The organism is Sporosarcina sp. ACRSL (genome assembly GCF_022346605.1).
GTDB lineage: Bacteria > Bacillota > Bacilli > Bacillales_A > Planococcaceae > Sporosarcina.
In genome coordinates, this window is the sequence record NZ_JAKRNT010000009.1 from 68624 (window position 1) to 93889 (window position 25266).

Below are 25266 nucleotides of genomic sequence, written 5' to 3' on the forward strand. Positions count from 1 at the left end.
AAATAGGTAATAAACTTGATTAAGTCACCAATTCATTCAACTGCCTTCTCTATAGTGAAATATTTCAACAAAAAGAGCGTTAATTCCATAAGAACTAACGCTGTACACCAGTTTTCTTATTGATTTATTCCACGCCAGGTCCTTTAAGGATGGACTTAGTTCGCTCCATACGTTAAATAAATTTCCATCAAGATCATAAAAAACAAAGTTGTTCCCTGCATGTCCACAACCGACACGGACTCCCTGCACTTCAAGGAAATTATGGAATTCGATTAAACGTTTAAATCCATCCACTTCGGATGTCATTGTAAAATGTTCATCCTTCAACAGGAATGTTGCTCCGTTAGTTGAATAACATTATTTCACAATCCTTATTATATTTTAGCATATATTTCTCGCCTTCCTTCTTTATTTTTCCGTCCAATATCCAATTAGCATGCGTTTTAACAATGGAATTGACAAAGGCACATAAAATTATGCGCTGCTGCTAATTCCCGTGCTTATTGTGGTGCCAGTTCCTCTATATAATGCATCTAAATGTTGATATAACAACAAAAATGGGGACACTAATTCATATGCGAATTGTGCCTCCAAATGCTGTGTTTTTTACTGTTTTCTCCCCATCAACCGAACCCGTTACGATATAGCCCGGGATTTATTTCAGTCAAGTATACTCGTTCTCTTCAAATTCACTTTCACATCAATCTCAATAGACAAAGTAGAGTATGTTTCCCGCCAATCTCCCTTTTTCCATAAATCTTGATGGAATGCATGAACTTTCCGCCCAACACCGAAAACATCACTTTTTGCTTCTTGGGTTGTTGTTAGGACTTTTTCAAAATCCTTCTTTATTTCGGCAGACAGAAATTTTTCTGCCTCCCTTCGTGTTTGCTTTTTGTACAAGTCATTTTTAGGGAATTCATCAACACTAATATCGATATCAAATTTCATCTTGACCCGCTCATCAGAAATCTTTAGCTTTCTATTTACTTTTATTACTTGAACCGTAATAGGACTATCTTTTTCTTTCCACTCATAACTAAGGCGTGTATACTTACCAAGTTTGTTTTTCATCATGCCTGCCAAAATCGCTTCTTGTTTCCTTAAAGTTTGTCCTGTGAAATGATTGTTGCTGAACAGCGCGATTCCATCTAAAGCCGGAAGTCCGTTTTCATCAATGATCAAATACGGTAAAGTTAAGTCAATCGTTTCGTCAAACAGTAATTTTGCTGCATTTTCCATTGTGCTTACCGTAATGTATGTATACAGCACGCCCGTACGCAATAATTCAGGATAATAATTTGCAACCTCACTTTTAAAGTCTCCAGGAGGATTGAAATATTGTTTCATATCTCCTTCCACTACAGCAACGTAGCTTGTAATGCGATTCCGTGGCGTTCTGAAAAACATATCAATTTCGGGGTAGACGTTTTTTTTCGCCATATCACTTGATATCATGAGTACTTCGAGATGGGATACATCGAGTGCTTCCATTGTATGGTGGCTAGCATCTTCGCGAGCAGCCCGTGTCGAGACACCCGTACCTTCAGACTGTGCGTATTTGATTGTTTCTTCTTCAAAAGTTGGATAGGAAAAGTAAGCTTTCACTTCCCCTTCCTTATCCCCGTTCGTCAATCCCATAACTGGAACGATTGTAATGTCTTTATATTGCGCTTCATCCCAACATCCTCCAAGCAGAAGCAGTCCAAGCAAGAATGCCGGCAACAACCTTTTACTCATTTTTTGTTCCTCCTATTCATCAAAATGACGATTAAGGGAATTACTATTGTAAAAAGCAATTGAGGATAGACAATGATTTCCCGCAGAAAATTAGATCGATCTTTCGTCGCAAAAAAAGAAGAAATGATAATAAGCAAAAAATGAGACAAGATTGTAAGGAACTTACTTTCATTGTTGAAATAGATACGACGGGCTTGGACGCACATAAAAAAGTACAGTGTTATTGCCACGACGCTCCAGATTACCCATATGAATAAGAAAAACAAATCGAGTCGTTCAACAAACGTCACTTTTTGCGACTTCAAAATATTAAGAAGCGGTTCTGGTAGGAAGTCGATTGCGTTGATCGGATAAAAAAGAAGAATAAAAACTAAAATCGTAAAGAAAAAAAAGAACCAAGCCGACTGATAAATAAATAGTGGCATCCCTTTAACCTTCTGGATGACGTACTTCCTGAAAAACAAGTAGAACTCTATACCAAGGAACGTAGCCTGTGCCATGAATAAGCCTTTCAAAAGAGGTATGATATCAGTCAAATCCAAAGGAAACAAACGAGTCCAAACGAGATCCGGTATTGCCATGAATAAGAAGAGTATGAAAATCGGAAATAAGGGTAAGATTGTTGCCGGTAAATTGATTACTGTTTCAATTCTTGTCATATTTGCATATAGCGACACGCCTACGATGATTACCATCGTTACAATTTGAGGAGTGTTTGGGAATATCCAAACAGAAAGTGTGTAATTGAGATAAGCAAGAAAAGTAACGATTGTCAAAGACCAGTACGCAATGTATAGCCCTGCAACGAGTCGTCCTGGTTTGAACCTTTCATAATACTTTTCGTAAAGCAATATTTGAATATAATGAAATATGCCTGCAATGATGAAGACGACCCACGAATTCGTTTTTGCCTCAATGATTAACCGATGCTGAAAAGATACGAAAACCGTCCCTGTCTGTACAACAAATAAGAGCAAAAAAAACTGGATTCTCGATAATGTTAACATTACGATTTCCGGCCTTTCTTCTTTTTCATGAATGAGAAAGTCTTTTGTTGTTTATGAAACTTGGAATAAGGAACACGGAAAAACACATCCATGAACCTGGACGTATCCAAAGGAACAAAAGGAGCAAAATATGGCTGTTTAAGAGAAGATAATGATAAAAGGTGAATAACTAAAACAATCGTCCCGATTGCCATTCCGAAAAAACCGAATAGCGCTGCTGCAAGCATAAATGGGAACCTTAAAATCCGAAGGGCCATATTCATTTCAACTGAAGGGACGACAAAACTTGAAATGGCTGTCAATGCTACTACAATTACCATTAAATTTGATACGAGGCCAGCACTGACAATTGCATCACCTATGATCAAGCCGCCAACAACACCGATTGTCTGTCCAATCGGCTTCGGAAGCCTAATACTTGCCTCCCTTATCAATTCAATGAACAATTCCATTATCATTGCTTCTATAATCGGGCGATATGGTATTTCGTTAATCGCTAATTTCACTTTTTTACTTATTTCTATAGGCAATATTTCCGAATGGAAGCTCACGACAGCGATATAAAATGCAGGTAAATATAAAGCCATCACTAAACTCATAATTCGTAGCAACCTATAAAAAGAACCAATCATTACGCGTTTATTAAAATCATCGGAAGATTGGTAAAATGTAAAAAAACTAACTGGTGCAATCAATGCGGTCGGTGAATTATTGATAAAGTTTGCGATCTTTCCTTCCATCAAGTTGAAGACGACACGATCAGGCCTTTCTGTATTTAAGAACTGTGGAAAAGGTGTTAATACGGATTCATCAAAATAATCTTGGATTTCTCCAGAATTCATGATGTTTTCTTTTTGTATTTCTTGTAAACGGGATTCAAATAATTGGACTACTTCTTTATTTGCAATGGAATCAATATAAAGGTAAGTTAGATTTATACTCGTCCCCTTGCCGATAGTTATTGATTTGATAACAAGATCATTTCTGGCAAGTTTTTGGCGGATAAGTGTAATGTTTTGTTGTGTATTTTCAACAAATCCATCATGTGTACCACGGATTGCTTGCTCATTTCCCGGTTCTTCTGGAGATCTGCAAAAACTACTTTGAACGGAAATAGTCAACATCACTTTGGAGTCTAGAAAAATGATGACTGTCTGGCCGCTGCAAACGGCTTTTACAAGCTCATCTTCGGAATACGGTAATACATTAGAAACTGGAGTTTTCCCCCAGTTGCTCATTTTCTCCGATGCCCGTTGCCGAATGATAGTAATCTGTTTGTTTACTTCCGTTACGTCGGCCAATGATGAATAATAGCATAAAATCCCTTTGCCTGTTGGCCAATCGACATCTACGGAGACGAAATCTTCTGAATTTAAGAAGAGTTGTTTTACACTTTTCTTATCGATTACCTGATTGCTTGTATTGCCCAATTTCATCACCTCACGGATAAAGTATCGCCGCGGGCCTTCCGTTTTATGCAAAAAAAGAACATGGCTGGGAAACTTCCCAAGCCATGTTCTTTTCATTTCTATTATTTTTGGATGAACTGTTGTGTCCAATATTTACCATTTGCATCATAACCGATACCGATATGAGTAAAGTTAGGTGTTAAGATGTTTTCTTTGTGACCTGGAGACTCCATCCAAGCTTTTACAACTTCTTCAGCAGACTGCTGACCCATTGCAATATTTTCAGCAGCTGAGCGGTAAGAGACGCCGTTTGCTTTCATTTGATCGAATGGTGAGCCGTATGTTGGGCTCTCATGTGAAAAGTAGTTATTCGTTGCCATATCTGTTGATTTTTGACGAGCTGAATTCATCAAGTTCTTATCGATTTGCAAAGGTTGCAATCCTGCTTTTTGTCTTTCAGCATTTGTCAAATCTAACACTGCTTGTTCAATAGCAGAAATATTTTCATTTTGAGCTGGTTTTTCAACCGGTTTTGCCTGTTCTACAGGTTTAGCTTGTTGAACGGGTTTAGCTTGTTCAACTGGTTTTGGTTGTTCTACTGGTTTAGCCTTTTCCACAGGTTTTGCTTGTTCTGCGGGTTTAGCCTTTTCCACAGGTTTTGCCTGTTCTGCGGGTTTAGCCTTTTCCACAGGTTTTGCCTGTTCTGCGGGTTTAGCCTTTTCCACAGGTTTTGCTTGCTCCACTGGCTTTGGTTGTTCAACCGGTTTCGCAGATGGTTGAAGAGTAACCTCTATATTTTTACCAAAATATTTTTCAAGTTCGTTCACGTACTTATTAATGTATTGGTTAACTTCTACGGGATTGTAAGAAGAAAATTTCCCCTCATATACAAAATACTGTACGTTTTGCACCGCTTTTTCGTTAGTAAATTCGTTATTCTGATATGAAGCTTCTACACTGTTGTTTGTCGACATTAAAAGTGTCGAGCCGAGTAAGATGACTGCCATCGATTTTTTCATCTTGTAACTCCTCCCTTCGCAAACTATCATAACGTATGTGAGAAGAGGAGAATCCCCATGATTTGCCTATAGGACCAAACAAATTATAAATCCTATGAGAAAGGCAATTCAAACCTATTAAATTGGATGGTTTTGGTCAAATCAACTATTATTTCATATGATATGGGGTTGACAGTCATCTCTCAGACTTACTTTTCGAAGTATTCTATCTGACTAATTCCTTCTCCGATTATTACAAGTCTTGGTTCCATTTTTACATATTCGGGCAGCCAATTAACCATCCCATAAGCAAATTGAAAAAGATAAGGGTTCTTTACCCCTTTCACTGGTACATAGCCTTTCATTCGATAGACTGTATCCGGCAAAGACTTCACCCAGTCTTCGAATTCATCCTGATCGACAGGCTCCTCGAAAGTGATCAATTTGGATGATAAAGGGAGATTCCGCCCTGAAACAATCGATTTACGTGTCGGATTTATAACGTCCTCTAACGTTGATTCAATAACAGAGAAGGAAATATGAGCATTGGTCGTCTGAATGATCGGAGCCGTACTATTAAAGTTCGCAAGCTCCATTGAGACAGTCGCCAATTCCGACTCCGTCAATAAATCAGTTTTATTCACCAATAAAATATGGGCATGGCGAATTTGTTCCATGAATAGTGAACGAACTTGCGGAGACATTTTGTCCCTTTCAAGCCATCTTCTAGCATCTGCAACTGTTACGATTCCTTTTATCTTTAATCTTTCTGCAAAAAGAGGAGAATAGACAGCATCCAATGCCTCGACAGGATGAGCCGCACCGGTCGTCTCAATTAAAATGACGTCGATGTCGTCATTCTCTTCGAGTAAACCTTGCAACTGCGACTCTGTTTTCTCCGAGCCGGAACAGCAGATACATCCATTCAGCAACTCTTTTAGAGGAATGTTCTCTTCTTTACCGACGGTGTCGGAATCAATCGAAATGGATCCGAATTCGTTCATGAGGATGGCAGGCTTTTTCCCGTTCTCTTTCAGTTGAGAAATCAAGTTCAGTAATAATGATGTTTTTCCACTCCCTAAAAATCCGCTTAACAAATAGACGTCAATCATAAGTAATCTCCTTTACTAAAAGAAAAGCGTCCATCCGCACGGGAGTGGACGCTTTCCATTATTATTTGATTTGCTCCAATAATAGTTCTTTCGCTTTCAGCAATTGAGGATCTTCTTCACGGATTTTATTTCTTAGTTCGTTCATCAATCCATAAGTCGTGTCCCCTACGAGGATACCATCCTCGTTTAAAGATAATGCTTTTTGAAGCCCAACTACGGCAGCTTCCGTCGTTTGATCGAACAACCCATCAATTTCACCCGGATCGTACCCTATAGCATTTAGCATCTCCTCCGCAGTTTTGATTGCAGGTGATACCATTCCCTCTTTTAACTCCATGGAAGGATCAAGGAAAGGGAGCGTTGCGTAAGGAGGATAAGGAACTTCAATATCCGGTTCAATTCCAGTTTCATGGATCCAATTACCATCTGGCGTCAACCATTTTGCAGTCGTCAATTTCAAATTGGAACCGTCAGGCAATTCTTTTGGAGTTTGCACAGTCCCTTTGCCATATGTCTTAATTCCAACGAGCGGTACGTTTGCAGATTCTTTCAATGCACCTGCCAGAATTTCAGATGCGGAGGCACTACCATCGTCAATAACCAATGTTACAGGCACTTTTACTTTTCTACCGTCAGATGCTACATACACTTCAGGGTTATTCCCTTTGCCTTCGTATTGGAAAAGGTTTTTACCCCTCTCAACGAATAGGTCTGAAATGTCAATTGCTGTATTCAGCATGCCTCCTGGATTTTGACGTACGTCCATGATAAGGCCTTCCATGCCCTGTTCTTCCATTTCATCAAGAGCGTTTAATAATTCTTCATACGTATGTTCTGAAAAACTTGTTATATGGATATGGGCAATATTGTTATCAAGCATTTTGGCATAAACCGTTTCGATAGGAATGACGTCCCGTTCAATTTTTACGTCAAACGGCTCTCCCATTTCTCCTCTGCGGATGGATAGTGTAACCGTCGTCCCTTTTTTACCACGGATTAGAAGGACAGCTTCTGAAGAGGACATTCCTTGGATGCTTTTGCCGTCGACTGCAATAATCAAATCATTCGGCAAAAGACCGGCACGTTCAGCGGGTGAATTTTTAATCGGTGAAACGATATTAATATACCCGTTCAACTCTTGGATTTCCGCACCGATTCCTTCAAAACTCGATGAAATACTCTCACTTAATTGGCGTGCTTCCTTTTCATTCAAATAGTCTGAAAAGGGATCACCAAGCGCTTCTATCATTCCATTGATGGCCCCGTCTATCACTACAGTTTCATCAATATCGTTATAATAGGTTTTTTTCATTTCGTCATAAGCATCAAATAGCTTTTTAAATTCCTTACGATCGTTAGTCGGGCTCTGTGGACTGACCACTTCGACAACCTTATCCTCACCCGTCGTCAACGCAAAAAATGTCACGGCTGCCGTTGCAAGAACGAGTCCGAAAATAAGCATCACTAACGAAAACGGTTTCATGCGTATATAACGTTTTGCTGGCGGTTCAAAGTTTGTTTCAGTTTCATGGCCGCCATTTTTCTCTTTTTCGTCCATCCCATTCCCCACTTTCCTTCCCGTTTTACCGGTTTATTCAAAAAAGACCGCCGTTAATGCAGCGAGCGGTCCTCCGATGCACGATTATTGAATTGCAGCTTCCAATGCTACAACAATCATGTCATTAAATGTCGTTTGTCGTTCTTCAGCAGTCGTCACTTCGCCTGTTAAGATGTGATCGCTTACTGTTAACACTGATAATGCCTGTCTTCCATATTTCGCAGCTAATGTATACAATGCCGCCGTTTCCATTTCCACTGCTAACACACCGTATTGCGCAAGCTTTTCATGCTCAGCATGTTCATTGTAGAAGAAGTCTTCCGTATAAACATTCCCTACTTGCAGCTTAAGCCCTTTTTCCAAGCCCGCATGATAAGCTTTTAACAGTAAATCGAAGGTAGCGGTCGGTGCATAATCGACTCCATTGAAAAATGTACGGTTGATTGGTGAATTCGTCGTCGCGCTCTGTGCCAAAATGACATCACGAACTTTCACGTCTTTTTGGATAGCTCCACAAGTACCTACACGAATCAGTTTCTGTACTTCATATTCTTGCATAAGCTCATTAATGTAAATGGAAATGGATGGAACGCCCATGCCTGTTCCTTGAACAGAAATGCGCTTCCCTTTATATGTTCCAGTGTAACCGAACATATTCCTTACTTCGTTGTATTGTGTCACATCTTCAAGGAACGTTTCCGCGATGTATTTTGCGCGCAACGGGTCCCCTGGGAGAAGAATCGTATCCGCAATGTCACCTTTTTTTGCATTAATATGTATGCTCATTTTATATGCCTCACTTTCAAATTTCTTTCCTAATCATACAGTTTTTCCTCAGTTTATGCAATGAAGATGGCGAGTTAGCCCTATTGGAAACGTTCTTTATACATTTCAAATAATTCATCAAAGACAACGCTTGGCATTTCAGGATCCGCTTTCTCCTCCAAGTATCGAGAAAGTGGATCAAAATTTTTTTCGTCTTTCGGAAAACTATGGTCATTAAAAACCGCCTCAGCAAAGACGGATTTAACGTCACCTTTCTTACCGCCACGAAAAGATAAGACAAACTGATAAAAAGAACGATCCATCATATGCCTCCTTTTATTCGTTGAATAGGCGGGAATATTCCCCGTACCCTTCTTCCTCAAGCTTGTCTACAGGAATGAACCTAAGAGCAGCTGAATTTATGCAGTAACGAAGTTCGTTCGGTCCCGGACCATCGGGGAACACATGCCCTAAATGGGAATCTGCCGTTCTGCTGCGCACTTCTGTTCTTCGCATTCCATGGCTTGCGTCAAAATGCTCCGTTACTTCTTCGCTCTCGATCGGCTTTGTGAAACTCGGCCAGCCACACCCTGCATCGTATTTATCCTTGGAACTGAAAAGTGGCTTTCCTGAAACAATGTCCACATATATTCCCTCTTCAAAATGGTTGTCATATTCATTGTTGAATGGTGGTTCAGTTCCATTTTCCTGTGTCACATAGTATTGCATATCCGTCAATTTCTGTTTAAGATTTTCCTTCATGATTGATCACCCCAATGGTTAAATTTAAATTGTTCCCGTCCAGATCCAATTGCATACCTTTCGTAATGAGAAGGGTTTTTCATATAATAATTTTGATGTCCTTCTTCCGCAGGGTAAAACGGTTTCGCAGGCAAGATATCGGTTTGAATTGGTTTACTGAATTTCCTAGATGAGGCTAGCTCTTGTTTTGACTTTCTGGCAAGCTCATCCTGTTCTTCGGAGTGTGTGTAGATTGCTGTACGATACGATTCTCCGCGATCGAAGAATTGTCCTCCTGCATCCGTTGGGTCAATTTGCCTCCAAAAAATAGATAGTAACTCTTCATAGCTAATAAGAGTATCATCGAAGGTTATTTGAACTGCTTCCCGATGTCCCGTCGTATTCGTGCAGACAAGTTCATATGACGGATTTTCGACATCTCCTCCCGTATATCCAGAAATGACGGATATGACTCCATCATATCGATCGAACGGCTTCACCATACACCAAAAACACCCTCCAGCAAATGTCGCTTTTTGAATTGCCATTAGTACCCCTCCTCAATCTACTGGAATCGTTACAATAAGTTCTATATCATCGTTTACAAGATCGACCGATTTAGCTCTCACTAGCAGGTCCCCTGCTATTTCAAGCTCTGTTAAGTGGATGAATATTTCCTCCTCTTTCGGTCTGACAATCATCCAAGGCGGCAGCTTAACGGAGTCACGCAGTACCGATAGGATTGTTGAAGGTGGAAGTTCCAAATCAGCGATTTCCATCGATGTCTGCTTTAGCATTAAGTTGCCATCTTCAAGAACGACAGGGTCAAAATGCATCTTTAAAGGAAACGTCATTCCGAAGGCAGTCAATTCCGAATGTAGCCTTACATCATCCTTCACTTCCATCGTAACGGGAACAGTTCCTCCCTTCATCGCTTTCCGTATATAATTATTTGCAAGTGCCTCCAAATCATTACGTGTCGCTTTAACACTTAACACGCTGCCTTTCGGCGAATATTCATTTGGCGGTGGTAAGGGAACCGATTCCTTCGGGCCTTCGAGAAAAAGAACGATTGCAATTATACCGGTCGCAATCAGGCCTGCTAGTACAAAGAATGCTATTTTCCACAAATTCACAAACGATCACCTCTACATATCCAATTTCCCATCCGATAATTCCGACAAACCGCATTGATCGATCTTCTCGATAAACCGATTTGCCATCGATTCATATCCTTTAGCATTCGGATGAAAGAAGTCGGAGTGGTATACCATGTTTTCATTGCTAAAGAATAAGTCGACCACAGGAACGAAACACGCTTTTCCATCCATGATCGTCTGTATTTCGATCGCCTCATTCCAATCATCGATGATCGTTTCGAATTCATTCGCTTCATCAGTGACTATCGATAACGGGTTGTACAAGCCTGATATAACGATAACCGTATCACCATTCAAACCGCGAATCATCTTGAATATTTCATCTAACCGATTTTCAAACTTGCCTAATTCGACATAAAAAGGTTTTGCCGTCAAATTGAAGAGATTCTCCTTGACGATTTTCATCATGTCATTTCCGCCGATGGTTATATAGATAATATCAGCTTTTTTTATCTCTTCTTGGATATCCTTATTTTCTAGCTGATCGATCAGTTGGTCGCTTCGTCTTCCTCTTTTGGCCAAGTTCATCGAATCAATTTCTTGTACGCCTTTCCAATCATTCATTGCAAGTGCAACACGCCCGAAATAGCCACCCCTCTTCAGCTCATCACCGACTCCTTGGGTCAATGAATCGCCAAGACCGATGACAGTGATCTCATCAGGTATGAAATAATCCGGGACATCATAGTCCGATAGTGCCGAATATTCCCGTTCCGAAAAAGACGAGGTTTCGGATACGATATTTTCCTGACACCCGGATAAAACGAATGAGAAGACGATCAATAAGAAAATTCTTCTCATACACACAATTCCCCTTTTTCAACATATTGAACCGTCTTAACGGCGATCAGTCCGTGTAATACATAAAGCCGATTGCCCCTTCGCCCGTATGGGTGCTAATGATCGGCGAAGTGAAGGAGAATTTTATATCCTTACAACCATATTCCTCTAGTAATTTTAACAGTGGTTCAGCCATCGTCATCCCATTAGCATGTGAAATGCCGACTGAACGTATTATTTTGCCAGCCGTTTCTTCTTTGAAAGCATTATATAGATGGGAGACAACCTGTTTATGGCTACGCGCTTTCGCAACTGGCGAATAAACACCATCTTGTAACATTGCGATCGGCTTAATTTTCAATAAGGAACCGATTAACGCTTTCCCTTTGCCGATACGCCCTCCCTTAACTAAATTGTCCAACATATCTACAACAACGTAAAGTGTCGTATTTTTTCGCACTTCATCCAATCTATCCAAAATCTCTGCAACGCTCTTCCCAACGCTTGCCATTTTGGAAGCTTCAACGACTTGAAACGTCAATGCATGGGAAATATACATCGAGTCAATAACAGTCACATTTGAATCTGTCATCTCAGCAGCTGCTTCGGCTGATTTTACTGTACCACTCATTCCGCCGGTCATATGAATAGAAATGATTTCACTTCCGTCCCTGCCAAGTCGGTCATACAATTCTTTGAAAGCTCCAACTGCAGGTTGTGAACTTTTCGGCAACTCTTTGCTTTCTCTCATTTTCTCCATAAATGATTGTGGTTGTAAGTCAACCCCATCCAAATAGGTCTCACCATTAATTTGGATCGATAAGGGAACAACATGGATATCATATTGATCGGTATATTGTTCAATTAAATCTGCTGTCGAGTCCGTGACGATATGAATTTTTTTCAAATAGAGCACTTCCTTTAAAATAATTGGCGGCTGTCATAGTATGTTACAATCCTAACAACAAGGAGGTTTGCATATGTCTGAAGCATTTGATTATAAAAACCCGCGGGAGGAACTATGGAATGCAATTACCCATGGTATCGGGTTTGCACTAAGCATCCCAGGTCTTGTCATGCTAATAGTTGTGAGCATAGATCGTGGCAATGCAACTGCAGTTGTTAGTTTCACCATCTTTGGGAGCTCCATGATTCTGTTGTTCCTAATGAGCACACTATTACACAGCATGCCTGTAAAACTGAAGAAATTGTTTTCTATATTCGATCATTCGGCAATCTACATATTAATAGCTGGAACATATACGCCATTTGTATTAGTAACGATCAAAGGAGCCCTCGGTTGGTCACTCTTTGGAGTAATTTGGGGACTTGCCATTGCAGGTATACTATTCAAAGTGTTTTTTATCCATAAATACGAAGCCGTTTCACTAGTTTTCTATATTGCGATGGGATGGTTAATTGTTTTTGCAATAAAACCGTTATATATCAACTTGGCTATTGAAGGCTTCGTACTGCTCGTTGCGGGTGGAATACTTTACACAGTTGGCTCCATTTTTTACGCATGGAGAAAGTTCCCTTACAACCATGCTATTTGGCATGTCTTTGTAATAGCCGGTTGTGCATCCATGTATTTCAGCGTCCTTCTCTACGTTTGAGGACGCTGCTTTATCAATTTTATAAGTCTGACATGTTAGTTCGTTCTTTCAAATATCAAATAAGAATATGGGATTCCATCTTGAGTAAATTGATCTTCCGATTCGGATACGAGCTGCCAACTATCATCATGTTCAGGGAAAAAAGTATCTCCTTCATATTCTTTCCTTATGATCGTTATGTATAGACGATCGGCGATATCCATCGATAAATTGAAGATTTCTGCGCCCCCGATAATGACAACTTCCTCTGAAAAATCTTTCCCTCGTTCTATTGCCTTTTGGAGATCATGGTAAACTTCGGCTCCTTCAGCTTCATATTCTTTATTTCGGGTTACGATGATATTCAATCTACCAGGTAATGGCCTACCAATTGATTCGAACGTTTTTCTACCCATGACAATCGCTTTACCCATCGTGATTTTTTTAAAGTATTTCAACTCTTCGGGGATATGCCAAGGCATTTTGTTGCCGATTCCGATAACCCGATTCAAATCATACGCTACTAGTAAAGATATCATTTAACCATCCTCCTGAATTCTGTTACGTCTAGACTCCGGTAGCCCTCTACAAATTACACAGCTATAGGTGCTTTGATTTTAGGGTATGGGTCATACCCTTTCACTTCAATATCCTCGTAAGTCAATTCAAAGATGGATTTATCACCGGTGTTCAATTTCAGTGTTGGCAGTTTTTTCGGTGTCCTTGATAACTGCTCTTTTACTTGCTCTATATGGTTCAAATAAATATGCGCATCACCTAATGTGTGCACGAATTCACCGACTTTCAAATTGCACTCTTGTGCTATCAAATGGACAAGCAATGCGTAAGAAGCAATATTGAAAGGCACGCCTAGGAATACATCTGCACTTCTTTGGTAGAGTTGGCAGGAGAGTTTGCCATCTGCTACGTAAAATTGGAACATTGCATGGCAAGGCGGCAATGCCATATCATTTACTTCAGATGGATTCCAAGCAGTGACAAGATGTCTACGCGAGTCAGGATTTTGCTTAAGCCCTTCAATCAACTGTTGAATCTGGTCAATAACCCCGTCCCCTGTACTCCAAGATCTCCATTGTTTCCCGTATATTGGGCCTAGATCGCCGTATTTTGCTGCAAACTCATCGTCTTCTAGAACACGTTGTTTATATGTAGCCATATGAGTTTTATAGATGTTTGCAAATTCCTCGTCTTGGAGCACACGTCTGCCAAAATCCTTCATGTCTGGCCCATCATATTCTGGGCTTTCCACCCATTTTTCGAAGCCCCATTCATCCCAGATCGGATTTCGATCATTTATTAAAGTGCGAAGTGACGTGTCGCCCTTTAAAAACCATAACAATTCTGAAGCAATTAATCGAAATGCCGTTTTTTTCGTCGTCATTAATGGAAAACCTTCCTGAAGGTCAAATCGCATCTGATAACCAAAAACACTGATTGTTCCAGTACCAGTTCTATCTTTCTTAACAGTTCCATTTTCAAGAATGTATGAGCATAACTCCAAATATTGTTTCATGTTTAGAACCTCCTTATGCTTACTTGACAGTATATCAAAAATAACTATTAATCGATACTTATCCATGTGAGGGATTAAGTTCAGTAATTTGAAATAATTCGTACATGCATTGCATATATTAAATTTGAATTTGATCAGGGGATGTGATTACCATTATAGAGAGGGCACTGCTTTTCATCATAATGTTAAGAGTAATATCAGGAAGTATAGAAATAACAGCTGCCGCATTAATGTTTAAGTTCAATGATTTAGAAAAAGCCTTTTATATTAATTCGCTACTTGCCTTAGTAGGTCCCTTCATTTTAATTGTTACGACTGGAATCGCCTTACATGGTCTGACTGATAAAATCTCATTAACAAGAATCATTTGCCTTTTTGCCGGAATTTGCCTCATTTTTTATAGTTTGAAATCAAACTAAAAACTTCATTATTTACATATATGCATTATGAAAAGGACCCATACAGCTTGCAATTGCTGTTAGGTCCTTATTTTTATCACGCAGTAACGGATGTAAAATCTCCTCTGATTGAAGTATCGCTTTATTTTGCTTCATTCGATCCTTCAATTTCATTTACGTTAATGAACTTAAAAACAATGAACGCCAGGATAGCTCCCAGTACACCTGCAATAATGTAACTACCTTTGAGAAAATCTTTCATGACTAGTGACATAATTGGAGGACCTGCTGCAACACCGATAAACCTTGCTGCACTATAAAAAGAGGTAACGGTGCCTCTTAACTCCTTTTTGATATTTTCTGTAATGATTGCGTCAAGTGCAGGCAATAAAGCGCCAATTGCGAGGCCCACTGCACTAGTTACAACTAGCAGAAGGATCAGTTTTTTGCTTGTAAAACCAACGAAAACGATGCTAGCGGACATTACGATTAAGCAAGCAATCATTACTTTTTTAATGGTCGGTAGATTCCCTTTAATTTTTCGACCGGAAACAAAAGATGCAATACAAAAAAACAAAAGCGGAATTGCCAGGACGAAACCTTTCTTAACACCCTTTATATCATGTACTTTTTCAAGATTTTCCGATAAGAAAAATAACATGCTGAATAAAAACAGCATCACCAGAACCCCATTTAGAAATACGGTATACAACCATTTCCCTTCTGTTTTAAATACTTTTTTTGTTTTACTTAAAAACTTCTTAAATTTTACTGGCTCATTTTTTTCTTTTGGAGCTTTAACAAAGAAAAAGATGAGGACAATTGAAATTAAACTGAGTGCAGAAATGGCGAAGAACGGCAGGAACCATAATATTGCTGCAAAAACTGAACCTAAGATGGGGGCTAACACTTTTCCAAACGCGTTCGACGTTTCAATAATACCTAAACTAGAACTCATTTTTTCGCTGTCATCTTTATAGAGGTCTCCTACGAGTGGCATTACAATTGGCATGGCTCCAGCCACCCCTATCCCCTGTAAAACTCGGCCAATAATAATAACCCAGTAAGGGTCTTCCATCTTCCATGAAGCAAAGCCAGCTACCAGACCTCCGATTAAAGCGATGACTAAACTAGGTAAGATCACCATTTTCCGCCCAAAGCGGTCTGATAAATAACCCGCTACTGGTATAAGGAAAATAGCCGCAACTGAATAGCTCGTAATGATCATACTCGATTGAAATGATGTAATTCCGACCTTGTCTTCCAAGATAGGAAGAACGGGAATAAGCATGGAATTTCCTAGCGTCATGATGAGAGGAATTGAAGCCAAACTTACAATACACCACACACTCACTTTATCAACACTTTTTTCCAATACTACACCTCGCCCAATCGAAAATTTTGCTGACTATATGTATGGTTTCCTTACGTGTTCATTTTATGCGATAAATGTACAGTTTAAAAAAGGGGTTATTTTATGAATTCAATCCTAAACAAATATAGCCTTTGAAAACTCCTATCAGAGTTTCCAAAGGCTAAAAAATTATTAGCTTTATTCCTAATCCCTTCCCCAAATCAAATCAATGATCACTCTTTTTCTTGGCACTCGTACATTGTATAACCATTTAACAATTGTCGTAGATACCCATTGGCAAATCAACGCTTGAATAATGATTTCCCATACAATCACGTAACCAGTAATTACAAAGATGACGCCATTGATCCAAAATAGGGACTTTCCTGGATTGATTTTCTTATACTTGGCAATTATCAAAGCGATGACTCCTACGCCACCGTTTGATACGCCCTGTCTAAGAAGAACAGCAATTCCAGTGCCCAAAAAAATAGATCCGAATAATAAGTCGAGCAAAACAGTTGAGAATGGGGAATTCAAAGACACTTCAAATAGATTAACGGAGATTGAGGTGATGGTAATCCCAAAGAGGGTGCCAATTGTACTTTTGCCGCCAAGATAATGAAAGGCAAATAATAACATCGAAGCATTCATGATCCAAAGAGCCAGACTTAACGGAATTCCGAACCAATAGTTCAACAATACTGTTAAGCCGCCTGCTCCACCAGACGGGATATAGTTTGGAAATAAAAACACCCCCATAGCAAAGCCTTGGATAACGGCCCCTATTGCCACAAGAATATATTTTCTTAAGAAGCTGCTAATGTTTTTTGCGGGTTGTCTACGATTTTTTCTTTTCACTTGGCATCATCCTAATTTGATATAGCACAATGGTTTGTACTATACAATCTATGCTTTGAAAAAAGAATAGATTCCATCATTTTGCCGGGACAATTCATTTAGTCGACTGCCCCGGCAACTTCTTATAGGACCGCTTTAGGTACTGGTTTGAGCTGATAACTAATCTCTTCCGATCTGTCTGGTTTGCTATGTTGCGGCTCATTAAGGATCCGCTTCAAGATTCGGTTCACAGTAGAAGTGAAGGCGGCGTGATCTCGTTGTCTTGGCCTCGGAAGTGGGATTGCTAAATCCTGGGCAATCATTCCATCTTGGAGGAGGATCACTCGATCTGCCAAAGATACCGCTTCTTCCACATCATGTGTAACAAGTAACGCCGTAAACCCGTGTTTCTGCCATATGTTTTCGATTAAGCTCTGCATCTCGAGACGGGTGAACGCATCGAGTGCTCCGAGGGGTTCATCAAGCAGCAATAGACTCGGCTTATGGATGAGGGCCCTTGCTAATGCAACCCGCTGTTTCTGACCTCCAGATAGTTTGGCAGGCCATTCATGGATTCGATGTTCGAGACCAACATTTTTCAATACAGTCATAGCCTCTTCCCGGTGAGATCCTTTCAATCCTAACGATACATTCTCCAAAACCCTCTTCCATGGTAGTAGGCGCCCATCTTGGAACATCATGCACGATTGTCGATTGATTGTCATTAATTGTTCGTGCTCAATTAGGATCTGTCCGTCCGAGGGTTTCTCCAAACCTGAAAGCAGCCGAAGCAACGTGCTTTTCCCACAGCCGCTCTTTCCGACAATCGCAACAAATTCCCCTTTACGTATGTTTAGGGATAATTGATCAAGTACTTTTGTGCCGTTATATGATTTCTTCAAATCCCTAAGCTGTATATGAAATTGTTCTTCTTTCATGCTGATCCTCCATCGCTAAGTTGTTTCGCGTAGCCTGGATGCCATTTTAGCCATCGTTGTTCAAGAAAGCGTGCAATGATATCAGATAATTTACCGAGGAAGGCATACAGTAAGATACTCAGTATAATGACATCCATTTGCATGAATTCCCGGGCATTCATCGCCATATAGCCAATTCCGGATGTGGAGGAGATGGTTTCAGCAACAATGAGAGTAATCCACATAATTCCGAGAGAAAAGCGGATTCCGACTAATATGGAGGAGAGGGCTCCCGGGAAGATCACATTGAAAAATAGGGAGAATTTATTCAAGCCATATATCCTTCCCATCTCGATTAACCCCAAGTCGACAGACTTTATGCCGTGGTACGTATTAATATAGATTGGGAAGAGTACCCCTGACGCAACGAGGAAGATTTTCGCTTCTTCCCCGATTCCGAACCATAGAATGACGAGTGGAATGAGCGCCAGATGTGGAATATTTCGTAGCATCTGTACGGATGTATCAATTAACAGTTCAGATGTACGGAATAATCCGTTCACGAGTCCTAAAATAAACCCGATACTTCCTCCAATCAAGAAACCGATTAAAGCCCTCCCAAGGCTCACCCAAACGTGATGGAACAGCTCTCCTGATTGAGTTAGCTTAACTGCTGCCATCAGAACATCCGATGGCGCAGATAGAGTTTTAGCTGACAGGATTCCTGTCATACTTGTTAATTGCCAAATGACTAAAAGCAGAAAGGGTACGACCCAAGGGAGTGTTTTGGAAAGGGTATTCGTAACAGCGGGTCTCATTTCCCCCCATCCTTTTCAAATGAAAATACCTGTTCCTTTACGTTAATTTTTTTGGGGATGATTCCTAATTCATAGAAAGTGTCAGCAATTGCCTGCTGTTCAGTTATGATTTCTTCGGAAATCTCTTTCTCTACTCCATGTACCCGTCTTTCTACCGCTAACTTCATGGAAGCTTCATCGATTCCTAAAATTTCTGAGAGCATCTTCGTAAGTTCTTCAGGATTTTCATTTGCCCAGTTACTGGAGTTCTCGATTTCGTCGATTACCTCCTTCAAAATATCGCTATGTTTAGCTGCAAAGTCTGACGATGAGAGAAAGAAATCACGGTCTGTAGTTAACCCTTCACCGTTTACTAAAAGTCGTGCACCTGTTGATACTTCTGTGTCGGCCGTATATGGATCCCATACGACCCAAGCATCGATGTCCCCTTGTTCGAACGCAACGCGTGCATCCCCCGGCGAGAGAAATGCCGGTGTAATATCCTCATACTTCAAGCTTGCTTTCTCCAAAGCTTTCACAAGTAAAAAATGGGAGCTTGAACCCTTAGCAAATCCAATTGTTTTTCCTTTCAAATCCTCAAGTTCTTGGATGGGTGAGTCATCCTTCACCAAAATTCCCGAACCTTTAAACTTCGAGAATCCGACAGCTACATATTGCAGTGAAGAACCCGAGGCCTGTGCAAAGACCGGTGGAGAATTACCCGTTCTTCCGAAATCGACACTCCCCACATTTAAAGCTTCAAGAAGCGCTGGACCTGCTTGAAATTCATGCCACTCAACTTTATATCCGAGCGGTTCTAACCTATTCTCTAACGTTCCTAAGTTCTTTAAGATGAACAAAGGACCATTTTTTTGATAACCGATCCGAATTTTTTGGTCTGCAGTGGTTTGTGGTTTTGCAGCTTCAGTGGGGCCACAAGCACTTAAGACCAATCCCATAACTAAAAGCAGGCTACCCAATAATGCTAACTTATGTTTGAGTCTCTTTACTATCAACAGTAGTACACATCCCCTCAATATTTCAGCCATTTGATGGTAGTTGGGCAAATAGCTGATACATACAAAGTATGCATTAGGTAAATAAGGGCTTAGGCGTGGTACCCGAGAATGTAACCAGATAGTAAATAATCATACGGAACAATTTTAATATTGAGAACAACAGCATCTATTTTCCAAAAGAAAAAACACTCGTTATTTCGACGAGTGTTTTAGCATTTTTAAGATAACCATTTTGGCGGTGTGTTCTTCGACCAATAAATATCCCCAAGGGAATGATGGGCTGTGAATCCGTCTTCTGCAGAATGATAATGAAAGTTGTAGAAATAACCGTCAAGCGGCCTTTTCTCTGTGCGCACATGGAAGCGGATCAGGTCTTTATTTACCTCCGTGTCGGTAATATGAAACATTTTTTCAGCGTAATGCCCAGAAGGATATTCAGTAATTGAAAGCATTCTATTTTCAAGTCCTCCGGAAGAGGCAACAGTATCTTGGATAACCTCTTCAATTTTCGGGAAAATGACTTCATCAAACTCATTTTGAATGACAGGACCAATTTTTGAACCGAATTTCAAGTAAGCTAGTTCCTTAGCTGGCTGTAATAGAGAATCCTCAATCGAAATCGACTGTTCAATAGGTTCACGTTCAAAAATAGAATCCTCTAGACCTAATTGTAAATCATGTTTAGACGAAGTGGGAAAGTCAGTTGCCCTCGTGTCGTCTTTCGGTTGACGGGTTGTCCAAATTTCATGGTTTGGTGAAATGACGCCAAGTGTTAGAACTGCAACGAGTGCGATAATAAAGTTCTGGAAGTACTTTTTCATTGGAACACCTTCTTTATCTCTTTTTCGCGAATCTCAATCCATTTATACACCTATTCGCTCAATGAGCGGTTAGACTCTTACTTAACATTACGAAAAGGTTTTGAAAAGGTTTCATATTTCTTAAATTCATTGTACAATAAAATTGAAGATAATTGTGAGGTTTTATGAAGGAGGTTATTATAAATGAACGTAGAACTACTTATGGGAATCGGTTTGCTCGTACTCGTCCTTTATTTAAGCTCATTAAACTTTACAAATTGATACAAAAAGTCGTCCACCCACGAATGGAATGGACGACTTTTTTATTTGGACAAGAAGCCAAAATGGAATTTAGTATTTGGTCTAATTTTACGTTGCATGTCAAATTGATCGAAGATGTTTGAATCAAAACGCTCTTTCACAACGACACGGCGCCGGCACACCCGAAACGCTTCCTCTACCCACTTCGCAGATAACGATGTATGTACGCCCGCTTGACGTAAAGGCTTGAAGTTGGATGATTCTTCAATCGGTGCATGAAACATCGGGTCGATATATACAACATCAAAAGAGCAATCGGGCTGCACTATTAGAAATTCGACCGCTTCAGATTGAATCACTTCAATTCGGTGCATTGAGGCCTTTAATGCCACAGAAGACGTAGGAAATTTTTGAAGTCCTGTTTTTGTCAAAAAAGCGACAATTGGGTCTGCTTCTAATCCTACGCATTTTCCTCTTTCTCCCATTATATAGGAAGCGATAATACTATCAGAAGCGAGACCAAGCGTGCAGTCGAGAAACGAATCTCCATCCTTCAACTCGCACGCCTCGATCAGTGGATCGGTTTCACCTTTTACTATGCGTTTTAGTCGGAAAGCGGCCGAATTTGGATGGAAAAAGAGCGGTTGTTCCATGCCTTCACGGAAAAGCTCAAAGCGGTCTTTACCGGCTACAAGTACATCCGCTTCAAATTCACGCTGCATTCGTAAAACGGACCTCTTTTTCCTTTCCACAATCGGAAATCCGAGCGCCTCGCTAGCGAAAGCTGCCATTTGATACGTAATCGAGTCCGGCCTGCCAGCTGTTGTTATGACCGTCTGATTAGCCACAAACTTGTTCAAGAACACCAGATAAATGATCTTTGATTTGTTCCATTTCAAAATTCTCGATCTGCTCCCTTGGGATGAAGTACGCAAGCGCTCCATCTTTCCAGACAGCGATTGACGGAGAACTTGGAGGCACTTCCGGGAAGTAGCTTCTCATCATTTCAGTCGCTTCTTTATCTTGACCAGCAAACACCGTGAATAAATGATCCGGTTTTACCCCGGTTTCTTGCAATGCTTCCCTCACAGCGGGACGAGCAAGTCCTGCTGCACATCCACAAACTGAATTGATCACGATCAATGCTGTCCCATCGAGCGATTTCATCGTCTCTTCGACCTCTTCTGCTGTCGTAAGCTCCGTAAAACCGTTTTGGACAAGTTCTTCACGCATCGGTTTCACGATGCCTTTCATATATTCGTCATATGCATTCATCTTTCATTCCCCTTTCGACAAATCATTTACTATCGGTTTCATTCTACAATGAATGCGAAGCGATTTCATGTTTTGGATATTAATCGATATGGAATCAGTGTTGTTGTTTACATAATATAATTATGTTAATCAATCCTTATTATTTTGAATGACTGTTGACTTCAGTCATCTGTTTCCAAATAGATCCTTTTGCTTCCTCGCCTTCCGTGATTCTCGCAATCGCCATTCGAACTTGTAGCTTCACTTCGAATTCTGGATCGTTTTCAGCTTCATGCAAGGCTGGCAATGCTTGTTCCGTCCCCGTTTCATACAGGAACATAGCCGCACGCCACCTAACTAGCTTGTTCTTATCTTTCAACGCCTCGATTGCTGCGCTTTCAAAACCAGCAAAGCCTAAATCACTCATACAATCGCCCGCTGTTCTTCTGACAGCCCAGCTTTTATCCTTCAATGCTTTCTCAACGTATGGAATGACTGATTCGTCCTCAATCATCCCGAGGTATACCGTTGCAAGCCGGCGAATTGACATTTTTTCGTCTTCTAACGCCAGGTCAAGTAATGGGAGATCCGTAACATCTGGATCCGGCATTTGATCAATCAACTGAAAACGTTTTTCCCATTCTTTCACTTTGAAATCTTCAACCGTTACTTTACGTTTTTTCTCATTTGCATTACTTGTCCCTTTGTTCGATTGACTAATAATTTCCTGTAACCGATCATCGGGATAAGCGGCTTCGACTTCTTGAACGACCGTCTCACCGATTTCTTGCTTATCGCCATATCGGATACCATAATCAGCCCATTTCCTGAGGAGAATATAGTTTTCCACTTCCGCACTATGCACTTTTTCCATTGCCTCTTGAAAGCGTTCACTCAAGCCGAATCTAAGTTCTGAATCATTGTCGAATACCTTTACTTGAAGCGGGATGTCTTTATACGTTTGGACATGTACATATACTTCTCCATAATGTTCATCAGCAGTTTTCTCAGATTCCTTTTCTACTTCAACTGATTCCTCATTGAATATACCTTTCACATCTGAAAGGATTTCTTCCCACGGAACATTTCCTACACGTTCAACAGCCATGAAATTCATGACATGGTAAATCCCTTTCACGCCTTTTATCGCAAGCATTTCCGATAATGGGTGTGGAGCTTTTTCCGCGTCTTCTTTCCTGTAATTATGACTGACTCCCGTAGGGAGCTCCTCATCCACAATAATTTTCATTGAATTCGGACTTGGTGTCGGTTCAATCGTTACAATTTTCATTTCGAACACTCCTTCATATCATTCGGATATTTCCTGTAAATATGCCCAACGCTCGATCAATCGCTCATATTCAGCGTTTAGTTCATCCAATTCTTTCGTCAATTGACTCAGTTCGTCGTAATTTGAGCCAGAAGCGACCATTTGAGCTTCCGTCGATTCGATCTTTGCCTCAAGATTTTCAATCGTCGCTTCAATTGATTCCCATTCTTTTTTCTCTGAATACGTCATTCGCTTTTTACTTTTCATCGGTTCAGGAGGACGATCTTCTTTCACAGTTTTCTTTGATGTGACATCAGTTGTTTTGATGCTTTCCGCTTCCAAGTAATCCGAGTAAACACCAAATAGTATTCCGATCGTACCGAAGCCATCCAGCACCCATAACTTTGTTGAAGTTCTGTCTAAGAAAAAGCGGTCGTGTGAAATGGTCAACACGACACCCGGAAATGTATCGATGAAATCTTCGAGCACCGACAATGTCTCGATATCAAGATCATTTGTCGGCTCATCTAGCAATAGAACATTCGGCTGTTCCATAAGCAGTTTCAATAAATAAAGCCGCTTTCGTTCGCCTCCGGATAGCTTTCCGATTGGGGTTCCATGGGAAGAGGACGGAAAGAGAAAACGTTCTAGCATTTGTGTTGCGGAAATACGTGCACCGCTACCATCTTCAATGTCGTTTGACGTTTCACGAATATATTCGATAATCCGCTTATGTTCGTCCATTTGTGGCAAGTGTTGATGGAAATGAGCTATTTTCACTGTCGATCCCATTTCAATAGAGCCGCTATCAGGTTCAAGTTCCTGAGCAATCATTTTCATAAGGGTCGATTTTCCCGCTCCGTTCGGACCGACGATAGCGATACGGTCCCCCGATTGCAAAATGCTGCTGAAGCGATCGATGACTTTTCGATCCCCGAAAACTTTTGAAATTTGTTGTAGCTCGATTACTTTCTTACCAAGACGGGATGTTTTCATCGATACATCCAAGTCAACGGTAGGCCCTTCCTTCTTTAAATTTTCCTGCAGTTCCTCAAAACGGCCGATTCTAGCTTTCTGCTTTGTCGATCTGGCTTTCGCTCCACGTCTGATCCACTTCAATTCCGTTCGGTATCGATTTCGCATTTTTGCGTCGGTTGCTTCTGCCATCTCTTCACGTAGAGCTTTCGCTTCCAAGTATTCCGCAAAATTACCTGTATGTGTATAAAGTTTACGGTCTGCCAACTCATAAATATGAGTGGAAACAGCGTCCAAGAAATACCGGTCATGGGTAATGAACATGACTGCCCCTTGTTCATTTTTCAAATATTCCTGCAGCCAAGTGATCGATTGAACGTCGAGATGGTTTGTCGGCTCATCCAACAACAACAAATCAGTCGGTTCAATAATCACTTTCGCCAATGCTACACGTTTCTGTTGTCCCCCTGAAAGCTCTCCCATTTTTCTATCGAATGAGTCAATTCCTAATTTTGACAGAACCATCCTTGCTTTTGTATTTAAATCCCAAGCAGATTTTGCGTCCATTTCGTTTTGCATACGTGCGAATCGTTCTTGGTTTTCAGATGAAGCGGGATCAGCTGTTAGTGCGGCGAGTGCATTTTCGTAAGCTAAATTCAATTCAACAACTGGGGCATCGGACATGAAAACGGTTTCCATGACAGTTTTATCCGGATCAACAATAGGTGTTTGAGGTAAGTAGGAAATACTATATCGGTTTGGATGCTCTTTCTTTATCGAATCGGCTTCCTCTATCCCTGCGATAATTGAAAGAAGTGTCGACTTGCCGGTACCATTGATGCCAATCAGACCGACTTTTTCTCCTTTCACGATTGTGAAAGCCACATCACGGAACAATGTTTTCTCCCCAACCGTTTTTGTTAAGTTTTCGACAATCAATTGATTCATAACAACACTTCCATTTCTACTAACTACATATCTT

Annotated in this window: 28 protein-coding genes; 2 read left to right on the forward strand and 26 right to left on the reverse strand. The window is 40.5% G+C overall.

Features of this window, described 5'->3' with window-relative positions; genetic code table 11:
- Positions 1–36: 36 nt before the first annotated feature.
- From MHZ92_RS21625 to MHZ92_RS14125, 14 genes are all read right to left on the reverse strand, one after another.
- Complete coding sequence (locus tag MHZ92_RS21625; RefSeq protein ID WP_370644734.1) at positions 37–306, reverse strand: hypothetical protein; 270 nt, start codon at positions 304–306, stop codon at positions 37–39.
- A 354-nt stretch (positions 307–660) separates the two neighbouring features.
- Positions 661–1740, reverse strand: coding sequence for a Ger(x)C family spore germination protein (locus tag MHZ92_RS14060; RefSeq protein WP_239432351.1), 1080 nt, complete (start codon positions 1738–1740; stop codon positions 661–663).
- Entirely contained in the window at positions 1737–2717 is a 981-nt protein-coding gene (locus tag MHZ92_RS14065) for a GerAB/ArcD/ProY family transporter (protein ID WP_239432352.1), read from the reverse strand. The genes MHZ92_RS14060 and MHZ92_RS14065 overlap by 4 nt, the downstream gene beginning before the upstream one ends.
- A gap of 29 nt (positions 2718–2746) precedes the next feature.
- A complete protein-coding gene (locus MHZ92_RS14070) occupies positions 2747–4183 on the reverse strand; it encodes a spore germination protein (protein ID WP_239432353.1) in 1437 nt (478 codons plus the stop codon).
- A 95-nt stretch (positions 4184–4278) separates the two neighbouring features.
- A complete protein-coding gene (locus tag MHZ92_RS21510) occupies positions 4279–5175 on the reverse strand; it encodes a CAP domain-containing protein (RefSeq protein ID WP_304649628.1) in 897 nt (298 codons plus the stop codon).
- A gap of 188 nt (positions 5176–5363) precedes the next feature.
- Positions 5364–6266 (reverse strand): CobW family GTP-binding protein, encoded by a 903-nt coding sequence (locus tag MHZ92_RS14085; RefSeq protein ID WP_239432354.1) that lies wholly within the window; start codon positions 6264–6266, stop codon positions 5364–5366.
- Positions 6267–6327: 61 nt separating this feature from the next.
- Positions 6328–7824: a S41 family peptidase gene (locus MHZ92_RS14090; RefSeq protein WP_239432524.1), complete on the reverse strand. Its 1497-nt coding sequence runs from the start codon at positions 7822–7824 to the stop codon at positions 6328–6330.
- 84 nt (positions 7825–7908) lie between these two features.
- Positions 7909–8610 (reverse strand): purine-nucleoside phosphorylase, encoded by a 702-nt coding sequence (gene deoD / locus MHZ92_RS14095; protein ID WP_239432355.1) that lies wholly within the window; start codon positions 8608–8610, stop codon positions 7909–7911.
- An 80-nt stretch (positions 8611–8690) separates the two neighbouring features.
- Positions 8691–8912, reverse strand: a complete 222-nt coding sequence (locus MHZ92_RS14100; protein ID WP_239432356.1) for a YozE family protein — start codon at positions 8910–8912, stop codon at positions 8691–8693.
- A 13-nt stretch (positions 8913–8925) separates the two neighbouring features.
- Complete coding sequence (msrB, locus tag MHZ92_RS14105) at positions 8926–9351, reverse strand: peptide-methionine (R)-S-oxide reductase MsrB (RefSeq protein WP_239432357.1); 426 nt, start codon at positions 9349–9351, stop codon at positions 8926–8928.
- A complete protein-coding gene (msrA, locus tag MHZ92_RS14110; RefSeq protein WP_239432358.1) occupies positions 9348–9878 on the reverse strand; it encodes a peptide-methionine (S)-S-oxide reductase MsrA in 531 nt (176 codons plus the stop codon). Before msrA ends, msrB begins: the two co-directional genes overlap by 4 nt.
- Positions 9879–9890: 12 nt before the next feature.
- Positions 9891–10466 (reverse strand): YpmS family protein, encoded by a 576-nt coding sequence (locus MHZ92_RS14115; RefSeq protein ID WP_239432359.1) that lies wholly within the window; start codon positions 10464–10466, stop codon positions 9891–9893.
- A 12-nt stretch (positions 10467–10478) separates the two neighbouring features.
- The gene (locus MHZ92_RS14120; protein WP_239432360.1) at positions 10479–11291 is read right to left on the reverse strand and encodes a GDSL-type esterase/lipase family protein; all 813 of its coding nucleotides are present in this window, start codon (positions 11289–11291) and stop codon (positions 10479–10481) included.
- 46 nt (positions 11292–11337) lie between these two features.
- The gene (locus tag MHZ92_RS14125; RefSeq protein WP_239432361.1) at positions 11338–12177 is read right to left on the reverse strand and encodes a DegV family protein; all 840 of its coding nucleotides are present in this window, start codon (positions 12175–12177) and stop codon (positions 11338–11340) included.
- A 73-nt stretch (positions 12178–12250) separates the two neighbouring features.
- On the opposite strand from MHZ92_RS14125, the gene trhA reads away from it, so the two are divergent.
- Positions 12251–12886, forward strand: coding sequence for a PAQR family membrane homeostasis protein TrhA (gene trhA, locus MHZ92_RS14130; protein ID WP_239432362.1), 636 nt, complete (start codon positions 12251–12253; stop codon positions 12884–12886).
- 35 nt (positions 12887–12921) lie between these two features.
- Here the strand turns inward: trhA and MHZ92_RS14135 are convergent, their stop codons facing one another.
- Positions 12922–13404, reverse strand: coding sequence for a dihydrofolate reductase (locus MHZ92_RS14135; RefSeq protein ID WP_239432363.1), 483 nt, complete (start codon positions 13402–13404; stop codon positions 12922–12924).
- Positions 13405–13457: 53 nt separating this feature from the next.
- On the reverse strand, positions 13458–14399 hold the full coding sequence (locus MHZ92_RS14140; RefSeq protein WP_239432364.1) for a thymidylate synthase: 942 nt from the start codon (positions 14397–14399) through the stop codon (positions 13458–13460).
- A gap of 143 nt (positions 14400–14542) precedes the next feature.
- Between MHZ92_RS14140 and MHZ92_RS14145 the strand changes: the two genes are divergently transcribed.
- Complete coding sequence (locus MHZ92_RS14145; protein WP_441347712.1) at positions 14543–14818, forward strand: YqhV family protein; 276 nt, start codon at positions 14543–14545, stop codon at positions 14816–14818.
- Positions 14819–14939: 121 nt separating this feature from the next.
- Here the strand turns inward: MHZ92_RS14145 and MHZ92_RS14150 are convergent, their stop codons facing one another.
- From MHZ92_RS14150 to MHZ92_RS14195, 10 genes are all read right to left on the reverse strand, one after another.
- Positions 14940–16172, reverse strand: coding sequence for an MFS transporter (locus MHZ92_RS14150; RefSeq protein WP_239432366.1), 1233 nt, complete (start codon positions 16170–16172; stop codon positions 14940–14942).
- 183 nt (positions 16173–16355) lie between these two features.
- Positions 16356–17012 carry a YitT family protein gene (locus tag MHZ92_RS14155; protein ID WP_239432367.1) on the reverse strand — a complete coding sequence of 219 codons (657 nt, stop codon included), beginning with the start codon at positions 17010–17012 and terminating at the stop codon, positions 16356–16358.
- 122 nt (positions 17013–17134) lie between these two features.
- Positions 17135–17929 (reverse strand): ATP-binding cassette domain-containing protein, encoded by a 795-nt coding sequence (locus tag MHZ92_RS14160; protein ID WP_239432368.1) that lies wholly within the window; start codon positions 17927–17929, stop codon positions 17135–17137.
- A complete protein-coding gene (ssuC, locus tag MHZ92_RS14165; RefSeq protein WP_239432369.1) occupies positions 17926–18726 on the reverse strand; it encodes an aliphatic sulfonate ABC transporter permease SsuC in 801 nt (266 codons plus the stop codon). Before ssuC ends, MHZ92_RS14160 begins: the two co-directional genes overlap by 4 nt.
- A complete protein-coding gene (locus tag MHZ92_RS14170; RefSeq protein ID WP_239432370.1) occupies positions 18723–19664 on the reverse strand; it encodes a sulfonate ABC transporter substrate-binding protein in 942 nt (313 codons plus the stop codon). The genes ssuC and MHZ92_RS14170 overlap by 4 nt, the downstream gene beginning before the upstream one ends.
- A 278-nt stretch (positions 19665–19942) precedes the next feature.
- On the reverse strand, positions 19943–20545 hold the full coding sequence (locus MHZ92_RS14175; protein ID WP_239432371.1) for a YpjP family protein: 603 nt from the start codon (positions 20543–20545) through the stop codon (positions 19943–19945).
- Between the two features lie 302 nt (positions 20546–20847).
- On the reverse strand, positions 20848–21633 hold the full coding sequence (locus tag MHZ92_RS14180; protein WP_239432372.1) for a class I SAM-dependent methyltransferase: 786 nt from the start codon (positions 21631–21633) through the stop codon (positions 20848–20850).
- Positions 21626–22060, reverse strand: a complete 435-nt coding sequence (locus MHZ92_RS14185; RefSeq protein ID WP_239432373.1) for a BrxA/BrxB family bacilliredoxin — start codon at positions 22058–22060, stop codon at positions 21626–21628. The genes MHZ92_RS14180 and MHZ92_RS14185 overlap by 8 nt, the downstream gene beginning before the upstream one ends.
- Before the next feature lie 139 nt (positions 22061–22199).
- Entirely contained in the window at positions 22200–23330 is a 1131-nt protein-coding gene (locus tag MHZ92_RS14190; RefSeq protein WP_239432374.1) for a conserved virulence factor C family protein, read from the reverse strand.
- An 18-nt stretch (positions 23331–23348) separates the two neighbouring features.
- Entirely contained in the window at positions 23349–25232 is a 1884-nt protein-coding gene (locus tag MHZ92_RS14195; RefSeq protein ID WP_239432375.1) for an ABC-F family ATP-binding cassette domain-containing protein, read from the reverse strand.
- Positions 25233–25266: the final 34 nt, after the last annotated feature.